This window comes from Pontibacterium sp., assembly GCF_041587635.1.
Taxonomy (GTDB): domain Bacteria; phylum Pseudomonadota; class Gammaproteobacteria; order Pseudomonadales; family Balneatricaceae; genus Pontibacterium.
Window position 1 is genome coordinate 1 of sequence record NZ_JBFGYC010000032.1, and the last position, 15349, is coordinate 15349.

Annotated in this window: 16 protein-coding genes and 1 tRNA gene; 15 read left to right on the top strand and 2 right to left on the bottom strand. The window is 51.3% G+C overall.

Going from position 1 to position 15349, the window contains the following annotated elements; translation table 11 throughout:
• Positions 1-261: 261 nt before the first annotated feature.
• Positions 262-337, bottom strand: a tRNA-Phe gene (locus ABYW01_RS03405).
• 323 nt (positions 338-660) lie between these two features.
• Here ABYW01_RS03405 and ABYW01_RS03410 point away from each other — a divergent pair.
• From ABYW01_RS03410 to ABYW01_RS03475, 14 genes are all read left to right on the top strand, one after another.
• A complete protein-coding gene (locus tag ABYW01_RS03410; RefSeq protein WP_372831133.1) occupies positions 661-1626 on the top strand; it encodes a hypothetical protein in 966 nt (321 codons plus the stop codon).
• Positions 1623-2231 carry a PilN domain-containing protein gene (locus ABYW01_RS03415; protein WP_372831134.1) on the top strand — a complete coding sequence of 203 codons (609 nt, stop codon included), beginning with the start codon at positions 1623-1625 and terminating at the stop codon, positions 2229-2231. Before ABYW01_RS03410 ends, ABYW01_RS03415 begins: the two co-directional genes overlap by 4 nt.
• Complete coding sequence (locus ABYW01_RS03420) at positions 2221-2949, top strand: hypothetical protein (protein WP_372831135.1); 729 nt, start codon at positions 2221-2223, stop codon at positions 2947-2949. The genes ABYW01_RS03415 and ABYW01_RS03420 overlap by 11 nt, the downstream gene beginning before the upstream one ends.
• Positions 2942-3286 carry a hypothetical protein gene (locus tag ABYW01_RS03425; RefSeq protein WP_372831136.1) on the top strand — a complete coding sequence of 115 codons (345 nt, stop codon included), beginning with the start codon at positions 2942-2944 and terminating at the stop codon, positions 3284-3286. Before ABYW01_RS03420 ends, ABYW01_RS03425 begins: the two co-directional genes overlap by 8 nt.
• Before the next feature lie 2 nt (positions 3287-3288).
• Positions 3289-4917 (top strand): pilus (MSHA type) biogenesis protein MshL, encoded by a 1629-nt coding sequence (gene mshL, locus ABYW01_RS03430; RefSeq protein WP_372831137.1) that lies wholly within the window; start codon positions 3289-3291, stop codon positions 4915-4917.
• 15 nt (positions 4918-4932) lie between these two features.
• Positions 4933-5847 carry an ExeA family protein gene (locus ABYW01_RS03435; protein ID WP_372831138.1) on the top strand — a complete coding sequence of 305 codons (915 nt, stop codon included), beginning with the start codon at positions 4933-4935 and terminating at the stop codon, positions 5845-5847.
• Positions 5844-7352, top strand: a complete 1509-nt coding sequence (locus ABYW01_RS03440) for a tetratricopeptide repeat protein (protein ID WP_372831139.1) — start codon at positions 5844-5846, stop codon at positions 7350-7352. The genes ABYW01_RS03435 and ABYW01_RS03440 overlap by 4 nt, the downstream gene beginning before the upstream one ends.
• 15 nt (positions 7353-7367) lie before the next feature.
• Entirely contained in the window at positions 7368-9194 is a 1827-nt protein-coding gene (locus ABYW01_RS03445; RefSeq protein ID WP_372831140.1) for a GspE/PulE family protein, read from the top strand.
• Positions 9195-9200: 6 nt separating this feature from the next.
• A complete protein-coding gene (locus ABYW01_RS03450) occupies positions 9201-10433 on the top strand; it encodes a type II secretion system F family protein (RefSeq protein WP_372831141.1) in 1233 nt (410 codons plus the stop codon).
• Positions 10434-10667: 234 nt separating this feature from the next.
• A complete protein-coding gene (locus ABYW01_RS03455; RefSeq protein WP_372831142.1) occupies positions 10668-11132 on the top strand; it encodes a type II secretion system protein in 465 nt (154 codons plus the stop codon).
• Positions 11132-11671, top strand: a complete 540-nt coding sequence (locus tag ABYW01_RS03460) for a Tfp pilus assembly protein FimT/FimU (protein ID WP_372831143.1) — start codon at positions 11132-11134, stop codon at positions 11669-11671. Before ABYW01_RS03455 ends, ABYW01_RS03460 begins: the two co-directional genes overlap by 1 nt.
• Entirely contained in the window at positions 11652-12197 is a 546-nt protein-coding gene (locus ABYW01_RS03465) for a prepilin-type N-terminal cleavage/methylation domain-containing protein (RefSeq protein ID WP_372831144.1), read from the top strand. The genes ABYW01_RS03460 and ABYW01_RS03465 overlap by 20 nt, the downstream gene beginning before the upstream one ends.
• Positions 12197-13057, top strand: coding sequence for a type II secretion system protein J (locus ABYW01_RS03470; protein ID WP_372831145.1), 861 nt, complete (start codon positions 12197-12199; stop codon positions 13055-13057). The genes ABYW01_RS03465 and ABYW01_RS03470 overlap by 1 nt, the downstream gene beginning before the upstream one ends.
• A gap of 1 nt (position 13058) precedes the next feature.
• Positions 13059-13478, top strand: coding sequence for a hypothetical protein (locus ABYW01_RS03475; protein ID WP_372831146.1), 420 nt, complete (start codon positions 13059-13061; stop codon positions 13476-13478).
• 23 nt (positions 13479-13501) lie between these two features.
• Here ABYW01_RS03475 and pyrE read toward each other — a convergent pair whose 3' ends face one another.
• Entirely contained in the window at positions 13502-14143 is a 642-nt protein-coding gene (gene pyrE / locus ABYW01_RS03480; protein ID WP_193952602.1) for an orotate phosphoribosyltransferase, read from the bottom strand.
• 318 nt (positions 14144-14461) lie between these two features.
• Between pyrE and ABYW01_RS03485 the strand changes: the two genes are divergently transcribed.
• Positions 14462-15235, top strand: a complete 774-nt coding sequence (locus ABYW01_RS03485; RefSeq protein ID WP_372831147.1) for an exodeoxyribonuclease III — start codon at positions 14462-14464, stop codon at positions 15233-15235.
• Positions 15236-15349: the final 114 nt, after the last annotated feature.

A 15349-nucleotide genomic window follows, 5' to 3' on the forward strand; every position in this document is an offset into this window, starting at 1 on the left:
ATATATTGTGAGCATTGTATCTGATCTACGTGTTTCAGGATACGATTTTTAGACGGTATGTAGTGGCCAGTGATAGGTGCTGGATAGATCATTACTGCGATTGCAGTCGATTCTCGGTTACGCACATCAGTACATAAGCGTAGACGTGGGAGGTCTGAGTTAAAGAGGGATTGGGCGGTAGTGAGGGAACGGGTTTGTATTGTCAGGCGACAAAAACAAAAAAGCCCCGCTTTCTATAGAAGAAGTTGCGAGGCTTTAAAGTGGTGCCCAGACGCGGAATCGAACCACGGACACGGGGATTTTCAATCCCCTGCTCTACCGACTGAGCTATCTGGGCAACGTCGTAACGTGGGTGCGTATTAAAAAGGTTTGGTCGAATTCTGTCAATGGAAAAGATAAATTTTTTAGGTTTTTTTGCAGGCGTAGATGGGAGTGAATTTCAACCAGGGTTACAAAGGGGATTCTGCGTTTGAGTTGATTCTCTAATCAGTCGGTATCTTGCGTGTAATTCGATGCCATTCGCGCTGATAACCTCCTAAATCATCAAACTTTTCCGGGCATGGCCGATAAGAATCAAAACACTTGTTTGTTGTACTTGCTGAACGGGTGTAAAGATCGGTAGATTAGGGTGCATACAAGAATTCTTCAGGCGGTCGCTAGATGGATGTAAAGCAGATTGCAGCTAACTTTCCTTTCCTGAAAAAAAAGGGAAGGGTAAAAGGGTTAACGGCTTTGGCGCTGGTTGATGGCGGTGTCGCGTTGGCGCATGTCAGCAGTGGTAAAACCCCTGTGCTGACCGTGTGTGAATTCATCGAAACGCCCTCGCCGTTTACCGATATTAAGTTATTACGTGATCGTATTGATGCGTTAGGGCTGACGGGTTCCCAAACCGTGGGGTTGCTGGATCAGGGCGCGTACCAATTGTTATTGGTGGATGCGCCGGATGTGCCTGACGAGGAGATGGCGGATGCTTTGCGCTGGCGCGTGAAGGATCTGGTTGGCTTTGATATTGAAAACTCGACGATTGATTACATTGAGTTACCGGAAGATGCCTACCGGGGCCGTTCCCGGATGGTGTACGCGGTGGTGGCTGAAAAGTCGCAGACGGAGCGGTTGGCATCCTGGATTGAAGAGCTGGGGTTAGCCCCTGCGGTTGTTGATATACCGGAACTGGCGATGCTTAATATCGCGAAGAAGCTGGCCGATGAAGAAGCCGGTTTGGTGTTATTTCATCTGGGATCGCCATCTAGCAGCGTGAGCCTGCTCTCACAAGAAGCGATTTATTTTACGCGTACGTTATCTTATGACGTGCAACACGCCGATTTGAATCCACATCAGTCTGCGAGCTCTGCTGTATTGGAGCTGCAACGGTCACTGGATTATTACGAAAGCCAGGTCGGTAAGTCACCCTGTGTAAAATTACTTGTCCTGCCGATTCAGGTCGGTGAAACCGCTTTGATGACCGAGCTGCGCAGCAATTTACCACTGGAGGTTCAGTCGTTGGATCTGGTGGATGTCGTCAATGCGGAGAAAACACTGGATGTTGCAACACAGCAGCGCTGCCTGCTAGCAGTAGCAGCCGCGTGTCGTGGCCCCCTTACTAGTCAGGGAAGCGCCGCAAAATGAAACAACAGATCAACCTCTATACCCCCAAAGTCGCTGCGGCACGAAGCATCTGGTCTCTACCATCGGTCATCATGATGGTTGTGTTGGTCACGTTGATTGCGGCCTTCGGTTCTTGGGGGGCGACTCAATATGCTGATGCTCAGGTGGCAAAACTAAATGCGCTGCAGGCAAAAAATGATGGTTTGCCTGATCAGATTAAGATGCTGGAGAAGCAGCGTAAAGATCTTAGACCTGATCCGGCCCTGATTCAGGAACAGAAGCGAATCCGTGAGCGCATTGCTGAGAAACAAGAGTTGTCGGAAATGCTGAATCAAATGCAGCCGGGTGTATCCAATCAGGGTTTTTCTCCTTATCTGTACGGGTTGGCGGCAGCGAATCGCAGTGGTGTTTGGATTACACAGTTTGATCTGAATCTGGCGCAGAGTCAGGTGCAGTTAAATGGCCTTTCCCGAGAGGCCAATGATGTTCCTTTATTACTGCGTGACCTGGGTGAAACGACCGCGTTTCGCTCGATCCGTATTGCTGATTTTTCTGTTGCAAAAGAGGTCAAAGATCACCGGTTTAAAGTACTGGCTTATGTGACAGGCGGAGGCGATGGTGAGTAATAAGGCGTGGAGTACAGTCGACGATGCCTGGGAAAAGCTGACTAAGCGTGAGCGTTTACTGCTCTTTTTTACCGCCAGTGTTTTGCCGTTGATGTTGTTATTTGTAATGGTACTGGAACCGGCGTTGGACCGTATGCAAGGCGTTGACGGCCAGATTGCGTCACTGGAACATTCAGTGCGGGCGCAAGAGAAAATGCTGAGAATGTTGCAGGATGCTGACTTGCCTGATCCTAATGCCAAGGCGCATCGGGACCTTAAAGCGTTGGTGAAGCGGCTGGATGTCATTAATTCTGATGTAGATCGTTTTGCCCGTAACCTGGTCGGTCCGGAGCAGATGCTGGGGTTATTGCATTCTGTGCTAGGGCCTGAAAATGATCTTAAGCTGATAGAGGCATTTAGTCTCCCGGTGGAACCGTTGGTGCTCAATAAGGAGGCTGAGGATACTAAAACGCAGGTTGCTCCTCGGCGCTTAACCGCTGATGCGGAGGTTAGAGCTCGGGAAAAAGCGATGCAGGATGCGGTTATCTATATCCATCCGTTTGAAATGCAGTTACAGGGCAGTTACGAAGCCCTGTATCGTTATTTGCAAGGTATTGAAGCACTACATCAGGGATTCTTCTGGGATCGTCTGGAGTACACCGCGGATAAATATCCGAATGCAACCATCCGCTTGCGTGTTCATACACTCAGCACAGAGGAGAGTTGGCTTGGTGCGTAATTTGATTCTAGCTGGGGCGGTTGTACTGAGTATGCAGGTCTCCGCCAATGAACTCCCGGGTGACCCTACTCGCCCAACAGCATATAAAGCTGTGGTAAAAACGACCCAAGTGGCAAAGCGGCACTTTACCCTCAGTTACCTGATGGTGGGTGAAAAGCGGCGGGTTGCTGTTGTTAACGGTCAGCAGGTTGTTCCGGGAAGCCGGGTGGACGGTGCTCGTGTACTGACGATTACGCCAGACGGGGTGCGTTTGCAGGTGGGCAATCAACGCCGGACATTGCTGATCAATAAGCAGACGGGATTTAAGAAAGAACTAAGTGACAGGACACGGAACTGACCATGAAGCGATTATTGAGTGTGTTGGCGCTGAGCGCCGGAGTCACCTTATCGGGTTGTTCCTCACTTGATTCGATGAACGATACTGCTGTAACCGATGAGAGCATCGCGGTATTGGAGCAGGCGATCAACGAACAAACAAAGGACGCTGAAGTTGCGGGGGATACCGCACCTCAACTGCTGCCCCCTCCGATTGTGCCTCCGCTGGATATACAGACATTGGGTCAAGCCAGTGAAGAGCGCTTTGACGTGATTGCCGATGGTCTTAGTGCGCACGACTTTTTTATGGGGTTGGTACAAGGTACTGACTACAACATGATTGTGCATAGAGATATCGAAGGGGCGGTTAACCTGAAGTTGAAGAACGTCACCGTAGAAGAGGTGATGCAAGCGATGCGCAAGGTATACGGTTACGAGTATCGTCGTGAAGGTAAGCTCTATCAGGTGGTTCCCGCCAAGCTACAGACAGAAATGTTTCAGCTGAATTATCTGGATATCCAACGTGAAGGTGTCTCTGATACCCAGGTTAGTGCGGGTTCTGTAAGAGATTCCGTATCTGACTCCGGTTCATCAAGCAGTGATAGTTCATCCGACAGCAGCAGCTCCGGTTCATCCTCTACGCTTGTGGGTACGCGGATCAGTACCAAAACGTCGGCTAATTTCTGGGTGAACCTGAAGCAAACGCTGGATGCGCTTATTTCAGGTGATGGGCGTCGTGTTGTAGTAACGCCTCAGACCGGCATGATTATCGTGCGGGCATTACCGAGTGAGTTGGCGACAGTGCGTGAATATCTGGAACGGGCTGAGCTGACACTTCACCGTCAGGTTGTCATCGAAGCCAAGATTCTGGAAATCACACTCAGTGATAAGTTCCAGGCAGGCGTAAACTGGGCAACACTGGGTGAGCCGAGTGCAGGAAAAACAATCACGCTGAATCAGGTCGCATCGTCAATTAGTGCAGATGGTTTGGGCGGTATATTCCGTTCAGCCTTTTCCTTAAATGACTTTACTGCAGTGATCGAGTTACTGGGGCAACAGGGCGATGTTCAGGTATTGTCTAGCCCGCGTGTATCAACCGTGAATAACCAGAAAGCCGTGATCAAAGTTGGTACGGATGAATTTTTTGTCACGGCTGTTGAAACGACCACCACCACCGGTACCTCAACGACCACCACACCAAGTGTTGAGCTGACCCCTTTCTTCTCGGGGATTGCGCTTGATGTAACGCCACAGATTAGCGGAAAGGGTGAAATTGTCCTGCATATTCATCCAACCGTGTCTGAGGTTGAAGATCAGCAGAAGCAAATTAATGTCGGTAGCGACGACTTCTCGATCCCTCTTGCGTTTAGCTCCATTCGTGAATCCGACAGCATTGTGCGTGCTGATAGCGGACAGGTGATTGTCATTGGCGGTTTGATGAAATCTGAGAACTCTGATCAGAATGAGAGCACGCCTTTATTGGGTGATATTCCCGGTGTGGGTAATCTGTTCAAGCAGCGTCGCTCGGTGGGTTCCAAAACCGAGCTGGTGATTCTTCTGCGTCCGGTGTTGGCAAACAACGACAGCTGGCAGAAAGAGCTGGAGCGTAGCTTGCAATCGTTTGAGCGTCTTCGCGCTGATAGCGTGAAGTGAATTGAGAGACAGTGAATGTATGCTGAGCACTTTGGCTTGCGCGAGCTGCCGTTCACATTAACACCCAATACCCGCTTTTTTCTGAATTTGGCCAGCCATCAGGAGGCACTAAATCTGATGCTGCTCGCGCTTCACAGTGGCGATGGGTTTATCAAAGTCGTGGGTGAGGTTGGCACCGGTAAGACGTTGTTGTGCCGTAAGCTGCTCAACACGCTGGATGATAACCACTACGTTACCGTTTTTATCCCCAACTCTTACTTAAGCCCGGATGAGTTTCGTTGTGCCGTTGCATCTGAATTAGGTATCTATGCGCAGGAGAAGTCGAATCATGACCTGTTACAGTCGTTAACCGAGCGACTGATCGAGTACGCCCACCGGGGCCAGCGTGTGGTTTTACTGGTGGATGAAGTACAAGCTATGCCCGATGAAACAATCGAAGCGCTACGCCTGCTCACCAACCTTGAAACCGAGTCTGAAAAACTGTTTCAGGTGGTGCTGTTTGGCCAGCCTGAGCTGGACAAAAAACTGGACCAGTACAGCCTGCGCCAGCTCAAACAGCGGATCACCTATAGCCATTGCCTGAAGAAGTTGGATGAGGATGAGGTCCGTGGATATATTAACTGGCGGATGGAAACCGCGGGTTATAGCGGAATGCCGCCTTTTGACCACGAGACCTGTGCCGCGATTGCGAAAGCGTCGGGTGGTGTACCAAGGTTGGTGAATATTCTGGCCCATAAAGCACTGTTGGCTGCGTTCGGTAAAGGTGACGACCGGGTATCTGCCACGTATGCCTATAGGGCTATTGCAGACACAGAAGGTGCCGATTTACCGGCGTCTTCCCAGATTAAGCAGTGGTTGCCAGCCGTTGCTGCAGTGATTACTGTCGCAGCAATCACCTGGACGGTGACGGTGCTGGGGTTACTGCCATGAGCCTGGTAAATGACATGCTGCGAGACTTAGAAAAACGGGGACAAGGCGGGCAATCGCCTTTGTCCGACGATTCTGTTCGTAGTGTGAGTCATTCCGGTTCTGCCAATCGACAGCAAAAGCGCTCCTGGCCTTTGGTGATTGTACTGGTGGCTTTGATTCTGGGATTTGTTCTACTCGCGTGGCAGCTATGGCAGCAGCGCTCACAGGACAGCGTGCCCGCGCAGAGGCAAGTGGCCTCTACAGCATTGTCTGTCCAGCCGACAGTGGTTGAGGTTGTTGATACTCAGCCTGAGCCTGCCCGTGTGGCTGAGAGGGTGGTGATTAGTCAGGTGCATTGGTTACCAACATCTACAGGCGGCGATCTGGTGATGCAGTTTAATGCGCGGCCGGATATTCAGCTATTGAATCAAACCCGCCAGTCGGTGGTGATTGCGTTACCGAAAGCACGGTTAGACAACACTCTGCCGTTACCCTCATCTGAGGTTATCAGCGAGTTCAATCTGATGTCGGCGAAAGATCAGCTGTTGCTGGATCTAAAAGCCAGCCGTGACGCGCGCTTTTCCCTGATACGAGACTCAGAGCATCAAATCCGCGTGCAAGTGCTGTTGGCGAAGCCGCAATTGCCATCGTCGACGTCCGTCGCTAAGTCCATTCGACAGAACCGCAGCGAAGTCGTGTCGGAGCCCGTTGCCAATACTGCGATGCCTATCGTTGAAACGAAGAGCGTGAAAGCGGTGCAAACCTCCTCGTCTGTATCCAGCACGACCGGTCGTTCTGTAAATACTGCCGTCGCAGACAATAAAACGAAAAAGCCGCAGACCTCGCAAAAACCTACACCTGCTAAATCGAAAGCGACAAAGCCGCAGTCCAATGCGAAGGTGGTTGCGCAGAGCAAGCCTGCACCGAAGCCGGTATTTCAGAAAACAGCTCAAGTTTTGACAGACGATCAGGCGGTTGCGAAAGCGCGTAAGCTGTTGCAGAAAAACAAAGTTTCAACTGCACAAGCGCTGTTACAGAAACAGCTAGAGCAGGCCCCGGCGTCCGTTGAAAGTCGTGCACTGCTGGCGGGAATCTATCTGGCGGCAGGTGATTATGGTCAGTCAGAGCGGTTGGTGGATGAAGGGCTGGTGGTGCTGCCGCTGGATTCGGGGCTGAAGAAAGTGAAAGCGCGTGTATTGCTGGCAAAAGGTGATAGCGCAGCGGCCGTTAACCTGATGGAACGTGCCCCGCCTGCAATTAAGTTGGATGGGGAGTATCATGAGATTCGGGCTGCAGCATTGCAGCAGCAAGGACGGGCAGAGGATGCCGTTAACGTATATTATCAACTGCTGAAGTACGATAGCAGACAGGCACGTCTCTGGGTGGGGTTAGGTTACTCATTGGAGCTAGCGACCCGCGTGGATGAATCTCGCAAGGCGTATGAAAGCAGCCTGCAGGTGCCAAATCTGGATGACAATCTTAAGCGTTTTGTAACTCAGCGGCTTAAACAGCTGGCTGAGCGGTAGGAGGTACGGCACAACATGGCTGCACCCAAATTACGTATCGGCGATATGCTGGTTCAAGAAGGCGTGCTGACAGAGCCTCAGCTCATGGAAGCGCTCGCTCAGCAGAAAAAGACACGTCAGAAATTGGGTAAAACGCTGGTCACAATGGGACTGGTGGAAGAGAAGAATTTTCTGGAGTTTCTGTCTAAGCAGCTGAAGATCCCGATGGTGGATCTGGCCCACTACTCATTTAATCAGCAGGACGTATTGCGTCTGTCTGAAACCCATGCCCGTCGTTTTCGCTCGATTGTACTGAAGGAAGACAGTGATTCCTTTGTCGTGGGCATGAGCGATCCGATGGATATCTTCGCCTTCGACGAGTTGCAGCGCTTGCTGCCAAAACCGGTTGATGTTGCTGTGGTGTCGGAATCCCAGCTGCTGCAGTCGCTGGATCTGGTGTACCGCCGTACCAGCGATATTGAGGTATTGGCCGATCAGCTGAGTGACGAGATCGCCGAAGACGCGTTCGATCTGGCCCAGATGACCGCGAACGATGAGAAAGACGTACCGGTTGTTAAACTGCTCAAAAGTCTGTTTGAAGATGCGGTGCAGATTGGTGCATCGGATATTCATATCGAACCGGATGAAACCGTACTTCGCGTCCGGCAGCGTGTAGACGGTATGCTGCACGAACATGTGATGAAAGAGCATCGCATCGCCTCGGCACTGGTGCTGCGTCTGAAGCTGATGGCGCATCTGAATATCTCCGAAAAACGCCTGCCACAAGACGGCCGCTTCAATATGAATGTGAAGGGGCGCAGTATCGATGTGCGTATTTCAACGTTGCCGATCCAGCACGGTGAATCGGTTGTTATGCGTTTGCTGGATCAGTCCGGGGGGATTGTCGGGTTGGATAAAGCGGGGATGCCCGATGAAATGCTGGCGCGTCTGCGCCGCTTGATTCGAGAGCCTCACGGCATTGTCCTGGTGACCGGACCCACCGGCAGTGGTAAAACCACCACCCTCTATGGCGCGTTGAATGAACTGAACAGTTTCGATAAAAAAATCATCACGGTGGAAGATCCGGTGGAATACCGCCTGCCACGTGTCAATCAGGTGCAGGTTCATCCCGAGATCGGTCTGACGTTTGCCAGTGTACTGAGAGCCTGTCTGCGACAGGACCCGGATGTGTTGCTGCTGGGTGAGATCCGTGATCGTGAAACGGCGGAGATCTCTCTGCGAGCGGCGATGACCGGGCACTTTGTCCTTTCGACACTGCATACCAATGATGCTGTTTCCAGTGCGATGCGGCTGGTGGATATTGGTGTCGAAGGTTATCTGGCGGCGTCTGCGATCCGCGCTATTCTGGCCCAGCGTCTGGTGCGCAAAGTCTGTAACAACTGCGCCAGCGAGTTTCGGCCTTCACCGCAGGAAAATGCGTGGCTAGCGGCCCATCTACCGAAACTGGGGCTGAGCGAAGGCGAGTTTAAAAAAGGGCGCGGTTGCACCTATTGCAATAATACCGGCTATAAGGGGCGTATCGGTATATTTGAACTGCTGGAATTGAACGATTCGATGGCCGATGCATTGCGCCGCAACGACAGCTCTGCATTTACGGCTGCGGCCTCTACCGATCCGCATTACCAGCCGTTGGTGTATAGCGCATTGGATCTGGCCTCAAAAGGCCTGATTACACTGGAAGAAGTCTTCCGTGTGACCGAGCAGCTGGATGAGTCGAAGTACAATGCTGAGTCGCTGGCAAAAGCTGAACAGGCAGCGAAAGAAGTTAAAACAGTCTCACCGACAACCCAGCAAGCTCCCGCGATCACGCCGGGCGGTGCAATCAAGTTGGAGCTGGAGTAAGTCTGAATGCCACATTTTGAGTATGAAGGCCGTAATCCAGAGGGTGAGAAGGCCCACGGGCGTGTCGAGGCTGACGGTCGCAGTCAGGCCGCTTCGCAGTTGCTTGCAGATGGCATCACCCCCATCCGCATTACGCCCATTAGTCAGGCTGCGAAGGATGATAAAAAGGGCAGTGCTGAGATTCGGCTGAAGTTCCTGGAGAAGGTCAGCGTTGACGAGTTGATCATGTTCAGTCGCCAGATGTACAGCCTGACCAAGGCCGGGGTGCCATTAACCCGGGCGATGAGGGGGCTTGCGGGAAGTTTGCGCAATCAGATGTTGCAGGAAGCGGTGACGGAACTGTCGGACGATCTGGACAAAGGTAATACCTTGTCCGCTGCAATGAACAAGCATCCGAAGATCTTCAGTGATCTCTACACCAGTATCATCCATGTGGGTGAAAATACCGGTCGGCTTGATGCATCGTTTGCCCAGATGGCCGCTTATCTTGAGCTGGAACGTAATACCGTAAAAAATGTGAAGCAGGCAACACGCTATCCCACCTTTGTATTTATTACGATCGCAGCCGCGATGGTAGTGATTAATATCTTCGTAATCCCGGCCTTTAAATCAGTTTTCGAAAGCTTAGGAGGCGGAGTGCCCTGGCAGACCCAAGTGCTGATTGGCATCTCCAACTTCATGGTGGACTGGTGGCATCTGCTTTTGGCGATCATGGTTGCTGGATATGTGTTCTTTAAACGCTGGAAAAAAACAGAATCCGGTGAGCTGCAGTGGGATAAATCCAAGCTGCGATTTCCGCTCATCGGCAGTATTTTTTATCGTGTCATATTAGGACGATTTACCCGGACGTTTAGCATGGTATTAAAAGCCGGTGTGCCAATTGAACAAGGTTTAATGGTGGTATCCCGCGCTGTGGGTAACAAATACATTGGCGGCAAAGTGGCGGGGATGCGGCAGGCGATTGAGCGTGGAGAGTCCTTTACCCAGTCGGCCGCACGCACTGGTATGTTTAGCCCGCTGGTGATGCAGATGCTGGCGGTGGGAGAAGAAACCGGTCAGGTGGATCAGATGTTATCGGAAGCGGCTGACTTTTATGAAGAAGAGGTGGATTACGACCTGAAAAACCTCGCCACAGCGATTGAACCAATCCTGATTATGATTATCGGGGGGATGGTTTTAGTGCTAGCGCTAGGTGTCTTCCTGCCGCTGTGGGAGCTGAGTACTGCAATAAAAGGGTGATTGACTGGAGGCCAGAAAAAATGATTTTCTTTGCGCTGGATGCTGTTACCAAGAACCTGTTACAGTACTCAAAAATCGAAAGCAGCGCATTTGGAAATTTGATCGCAGCCTACGTATTTAAGCGACGGATCGATCTGAATATGTTGTAGAGCGAAGATTTATGGACTCACGTCATGCGCTTTTAACGCCTTACGTGACAGAATGACAAATTGCTTAGGTTTAGCGGAGAAAACCATGAAAAAACAAGCAGGTTTTACGATAGTCGAGTTGGTAGTAGTGATCGCACTGCTCGGTATTCTTGCTGCCGTGGCATTGCCACGTTTTTTGAACGTGACTGATGATGCTCACAACGCATCTATCAATGGCACGGCTGGTGCTTTGCGGTCAGCGGCAGGCTTGGTAAAAGCGCAGTCTGTTGTTGATGAGGCGTCAGGTACTGTGACTTATGATGGAACAGCGGTAACGATTAACGCTAACAAATATCCAGATGCGAGTGATGCAGCAACGTGTGTTAGCACTTGGACGAATATCCTGCAAGATGGTGCACCTGGTGTAGCTACGGATACCACCAAGGATTATAAAGCTGAGTGGGTTGCAGCCAGCAGCCAATGTAAATATACGTACAATTCAATTGCTGCGGGTACGCACTTCATCACCTATAAACCTTCAACGGGTGGGGTAGAAATTACAGCCCCTTAATGAAGGTAGAACAGTTAGGGCAAGCCACTAGCTTCACTCAGCGTGGTTTTACCCTGATTGAGATGGTTGCCGTACTGATAATGCTCGGTATTCTCAGTGCGGTCGCCTTTCCCCGTTTCGCGGGCATATCTTCGTACCGCGATCGCGTTTTTCAGGAAACGCTCCTCACCTCTCTTCGGTTATCACAACGCACTGCGCTGTCCCATAACGCATCCACCATCGAATGGCGCTTGAACCGACCGGGGACGGAAAGTTGGCGATATGCGATCGATATTGATAGCGCTGAACAGCTGGGTGAGACGCAAGCGTCTAAACATGCGGTGACTTATACCGCGAGCCTGGCGGCCGGCGGCTTTATTGCGGGCACGCTGAACCTGAACAACACCCTGACCTTGCGTTATGACTCGTCCGGCAATCTAATCTGGGCAGGCAACGGAACCGTGTCGGGTGCGCTGAGCAGCAGTATGCGATTGGACGCAAACGGTCGTCTGCTTTGTATCTCTCTGACAGGATTTGCCTATGATGGCGCGTGTCGCTAACGCAGGTTTTACCCTCGTTGAATTAGTTATCACGATCACCGTGACTTCGATTGCGCTGGTGGCCATTATCTATGGTTGGAGTATCGCGGCGAAGCATAGCGCCGATGTCACCTGGCAGGCCCGCACCGCCTATATTGGTCAAACCTATCTGGAAGAAATTCTTACCAAACGCTTCGATGAGAACAGCGCCAGTGATGGACGGTTGCCTTGTGGGGAGGGGAGCTTAGGTGGGGATGCGATGCCTGCGTGTACTACCGCAGCGAATTTTGGCAGTGACGGCGAGGCCAGAGCCAACTTTGATGACGTGGATGACTACCATGGCCTGACGGAAGTACCGCTCTCTTTGTTGGATAACATTTTTACTGGCAACAATAATCCTTACGGAAATTACAGCGTAACCGTCGCGATTGCCTATGATACAACGCAGATCAACGTCGCCAGTATGGTGAAACGTATCACCGTGACGGTCACCCCGCCGGGTAACCTGAATCCGGTTGTCTTCAGTGCATACAAAGGGAACTACTGATGCGTCGTGTCAGAGGTTTTACCCTGGTTGAACTGATCGTTGTGATTGTGTTGCTTAGTATCATGTCGCTCGTATCCGTAAAGTTTATCGCCAACATTGCCGAGGGCTATGTCGACTCTTCACGCCGTCAGAATATGGCCGATGTGACCCAACTGGCGATAGAGCGTATCGGGCGTGAACTGCGTAATGCGTTGCCGAATTCGGTTCGGGTGAGCAGTGATGCCAGTACCAGCTGTATCGAGTTTATTCCGGTTTTGGGTGCGTCGAGCTACGAAGATCTGCCTGTGGCCGCGGCTAGCGATACCTTTACGTCCATTCCTCTGGGAGAGGACGCGATCACGCGTTGGCAGGCAGGACAACCGTTGTATGTGGCGGTATACCCGATTACTCAAACAGGCCTATATAGTGTCGAAGATGATACGGTCATAGCACTGCTGGACAATGCCCAGACGTTTATCAATGCGATGAACGAAGCAGATCCGACAGCAAGTTTTACGGCAACGCTGTCGGATACCCATCAGTTCCCTGCGGAGTCTCCTTCGGCACGCTTCTATGTTGTTGGTTCGCCGGTTAGTTATTGCCTGCGGTCCACAACAGGTGACCTGTATCGTTACGAGAATTATTTCTCTGCGGGTACCGCCTTTTTTTCAACGCAGCCCCTGATTGCGCAGTTGCCGAACTCTGAACCCAACAGAGCGCTGCTCGCGAGTGGTATTTCAACGGTGTCCTCTAATCCCACGTTTGCATCCCTCGAAATCAGCTTGCAGCGTAATGCGCTGGTGGTGTTTGATATGCAGGTGAGTGAGGCCGGAGAAAGTGTCCGTATTCAGCATGTGGTACAGGTGAGAAATGCGCCCTGATATGACATACAGAAAAGCCCAGCGGGGTCTGGGTCTGGTCACTGTGATCTTTATGATCACCGTGGGTGCCTTGCTGAGTGCGGGTATGGCGTCGATGATGATGCTGGGGCAGAAACAGACCGTGCAAAGCTTTCAGTCAGCGCGAGCGTTGCAGGCGGCGGAAAGTGGTGTGCAGCTTGAGCTGAGCAAATTGATCCATCCTCAGGTAAGCGGCGGATGTGCAGCGACAGATGATGAGGATTGGACATACAACTTTACTGCGGCAGGCATCAGAGGTTGCAGTGCTACTACAAACTGTAAGGTGACACCGATCGATGGGGTGGATTACACCACCATTACCTCAACCGGGCGTTGTGGTGGCAATGCGGCCTCTCTTGAGACCGCGTCACGTCGGATCAGGGTCAGGACGGTGCGTCCATAACCCATTATCCGATTGGCGGCTGATCAGATACCGTAGGCTTCACGGTATTTGCGAATTGCGGCCAGTTCGTCTGCTTTATCACCTTTCTCTTCCAGATACTCGATCAGGTCGTTCAGGCTGACAATGCTGATCACCGGCATATTGTAGTCGCGTTCTACTTCCTGAATCGCTGACAGTTCACCTTTGCCTTTCTCCTGACGGTTCAGGGCAATCACGGTTGCTGCGGGTTTTGCACCGGCCTGATCGATAATCTCCATCACTTCACGGATCGCGGTACCCGCTGTGATCACATCGTCGATGATCATCACACCACCTTCCAGTGCCGCGCCCACCAGACTACCACCTTCGCCGTGCGTTTTAGCTTCTTTACGGTTAAATACGTAAGGTACGTCTTTTCCGTGGTGATCCGCCAGTGCTACGGCCGTTGTTGTGGCCAGTGGGATGCCTTTGTAAGCGGGGCCCAGCAGCACGTCATAGGGTACGTTCGCCTGTTCGATCGCTGCCGCGTAGAAACGTCCCAGCTTGGCCAGCGCAACACCACTGTTGAACAGACCCGCATTGAAGAAATAAGGGCTGACGCGCCCGGACTTCAGGGTGAACTCCCCAAAGCGCAGTACGTTCTGTTCGATAGCAAATTCGATAAATTCGCGCTGGTAATCCTGCATTGTGTTCTCCGGCAAGGCATTAAAGACAGGCGCAGATTTTACCAGTGCAACGCGCTGTACACCATCCATACAGGTGCACTGCTGTCGGGCTGATCTGGCGCAAATATCCAGCATCATAGATAAGATGCGGACAAAGGGCAGATATGGTATTTTTGCAGTGCAACATTCGGGGGCATTTGATGTCCAAAAACGGTCATGGTTCTACAATATCTGACAGAATTAGTGAGATATTTTCAATTTGGCCAACTTAGCTATACAATTCGCGTTTACTTTGTTCTCTTCATATTGCGCGCTGCTTGTAACGGGAATCCTTAATCTATGCGTGTTATTACATTCAATACTCAGGGTATTGAACAGGCTGCAGATAACGGCTTTTTTGACTGGATGGTCCAGCAGGATGCTGACGTCATTTGTCTGCAGGATCTGCGTGCGAAGGAATATCAGCTTGATGACGAGCGATACCACCCGGAAGGTTACTACCCTTATTTCTTTGATGCGTTCGAAGATGGGTACAGCGGTGTCGCTATCTACAGCCGTCATGTGCCTAAGGCGATTATGACCGGTCTGGGCTTTGAACTTTGCGATTTTCACGGCCGCTTTATTCAGGCCGACTTTGATAAAGTCAGTGTTGCGTCTCTGAGTATTCCATCCGGTCTGGCGAATGAAGAAGCCCAGGCGGTGAAAGAGGAGTACATGGAGCACTTTCTGGGTCATATGAAAAAGACCCTGCGTAAACGCCGCGACTTTATCTTTTGCGGTACCTACAGTGTTGCCCATAAACCGATCGATCTGAGTAACTGGTATGTTAACCAGAGTGTTTCCGGCTTCTTGCAGAATGAACGCGACTGGATGGAAGAGATTCTGGGGGAGATGGGTTACGTAGACACGTTCCGCGAGATCAATAAGGCTGAACGCCAATTTACCTGGTGGCCTGACTACAATCGTGCCCGCTCTCTGAACGAAGGTGCACGTCTGGATTACCAAATCGCGACCGCTAACCTGCGTAAGATGGTTAAGTCGGTGCAGGTCTATCGTGATCAGGCTTTTAGTGAACATGCGCCGCTGATTATCGATTATGCACTCGATACCTAACGGGTAATGCTTTTCAGGCCACAAAAAAGGGAGCTAAATGCTCCCTTTTTTAATGTTCTTTAACAAGCTTTACTCAGCCAAAGCTTGTTTCTGCAGGCCGGACAGTTCCTTGAT

What these genes read in the sequence shown, in the direction of transcription:
- ABYW01_RS03410 (WP_372831133.1), top strand. Translation starts at nt 661, where the DNA reads ATGGATGTAAAGCAGATTGCAGCTAACTTTCCTTTCCTGAAAAAAAAG.
- ABYW01_RS03415 (WP_372831134.1), top strand. Translation starts at nt 1,623, where the DNA reads ATGAAACAACAGATCAACCTCTATACCCCCAAAGTCGCTGCGGCACGA.
- ABYW01_RS03420 (WP_372831135.1), top strand. Translation starts at nt 2,221, where the DNA reads ATGGTGAGTAATAAGGCGTGGAGTACAGTCGACGATGCCTGGGAAAAG.
- mshL (WP_372831137.1), top strand. Translation starts at nt 3,289, where the DNA reads ATGAAGCGATTATTGAGTGTGTTGGCGCTGAGCGCCGGAGTCACCTTA.
- ABYW01_RS03435 (WP_372831138.1), top strand. Translation starts at nt 4,933, where the DNA reads ATGTATGCTGAGCACTTTGGCTTGCGCGAGCTGCCGTTCACATTAACA.
- ABYW01_RS03440 (WP_372831139.1), top strand. Translation starts at nt 5,844, where the DNA reads ATGAGCCTGGTAAATGACATGCTGCGAGACTTAGAAAAACGGGGACAA.
- ABYW01_RS03445 (WP_372831140.1), top strand. Translation starts at nt 7,368, where the DNA reads ATGGCTGCACCCAAATTACGTATCGGCGATATGCTGGTTCAAGAAGGC.
- ABYW01_RS03450 (WP_372831141.1), top strand. Translation starts at nt 9,201, where the DNA reads ATGCCACATTTTGAGTATGAAGGCCGTAATCCAGAGGGTGAGAAGGCC.
- ABYW01_RS03455 (WP_372831142.1), top strand. Translation starts at nt 10,668, where the DNA reads ATGAAAAAACAAGCAGGTTTTACGATAGTCGAGTTGGTAGTAGTGATC.
- ABYW01_RS03460 (WP_372831143.1), top strand. Translation starts at nt 11,132, where the DNA reads ATGAAGGTAGAACAGTTAGGGCAAGCCACTAGCTTCACTCAGCGTGGT.
- ABYW01_RS03465 (WP_372831144.1), top strand. Translation starts at nt 11,652, where the DNA reads ATGATGGCGCGTGTCGCTAACGCAGGTTTTACCCTCGTTGAATTAGTT.
- ABYW01_RS03470 (WP_372831145.1), top strand. Translation starts at nt 12,197, where the DNA reads ATGCGTCGTGTCAGAGGTTTTACCCTGGTTGAACTGATCGTTGTGATT.
- ABYW01_RS03475 (WP_372831146.1), top strand. Translation starts at nt 13,059, where the DNA reads ATGACATACAGAAAAGCCCAGCGGGGTCTGGGTCTGGTCACTGTGATC.
- pyrE (WP_193952602.1), bottom strand. Translation starts at nt 14,143, where the DNA reads ATGCAGGATTACCAGCGCGAATTTATCGAATTTGCTATCGAACAGAAC.
- ABYW01_RS03485 (WP_372831147.1), top strand. Translation starts at nt 14,462, where the DNA reads ATGCGTGTTATTACATTCAATACTCAGGGTATTGAACAGGCTGCAGAT.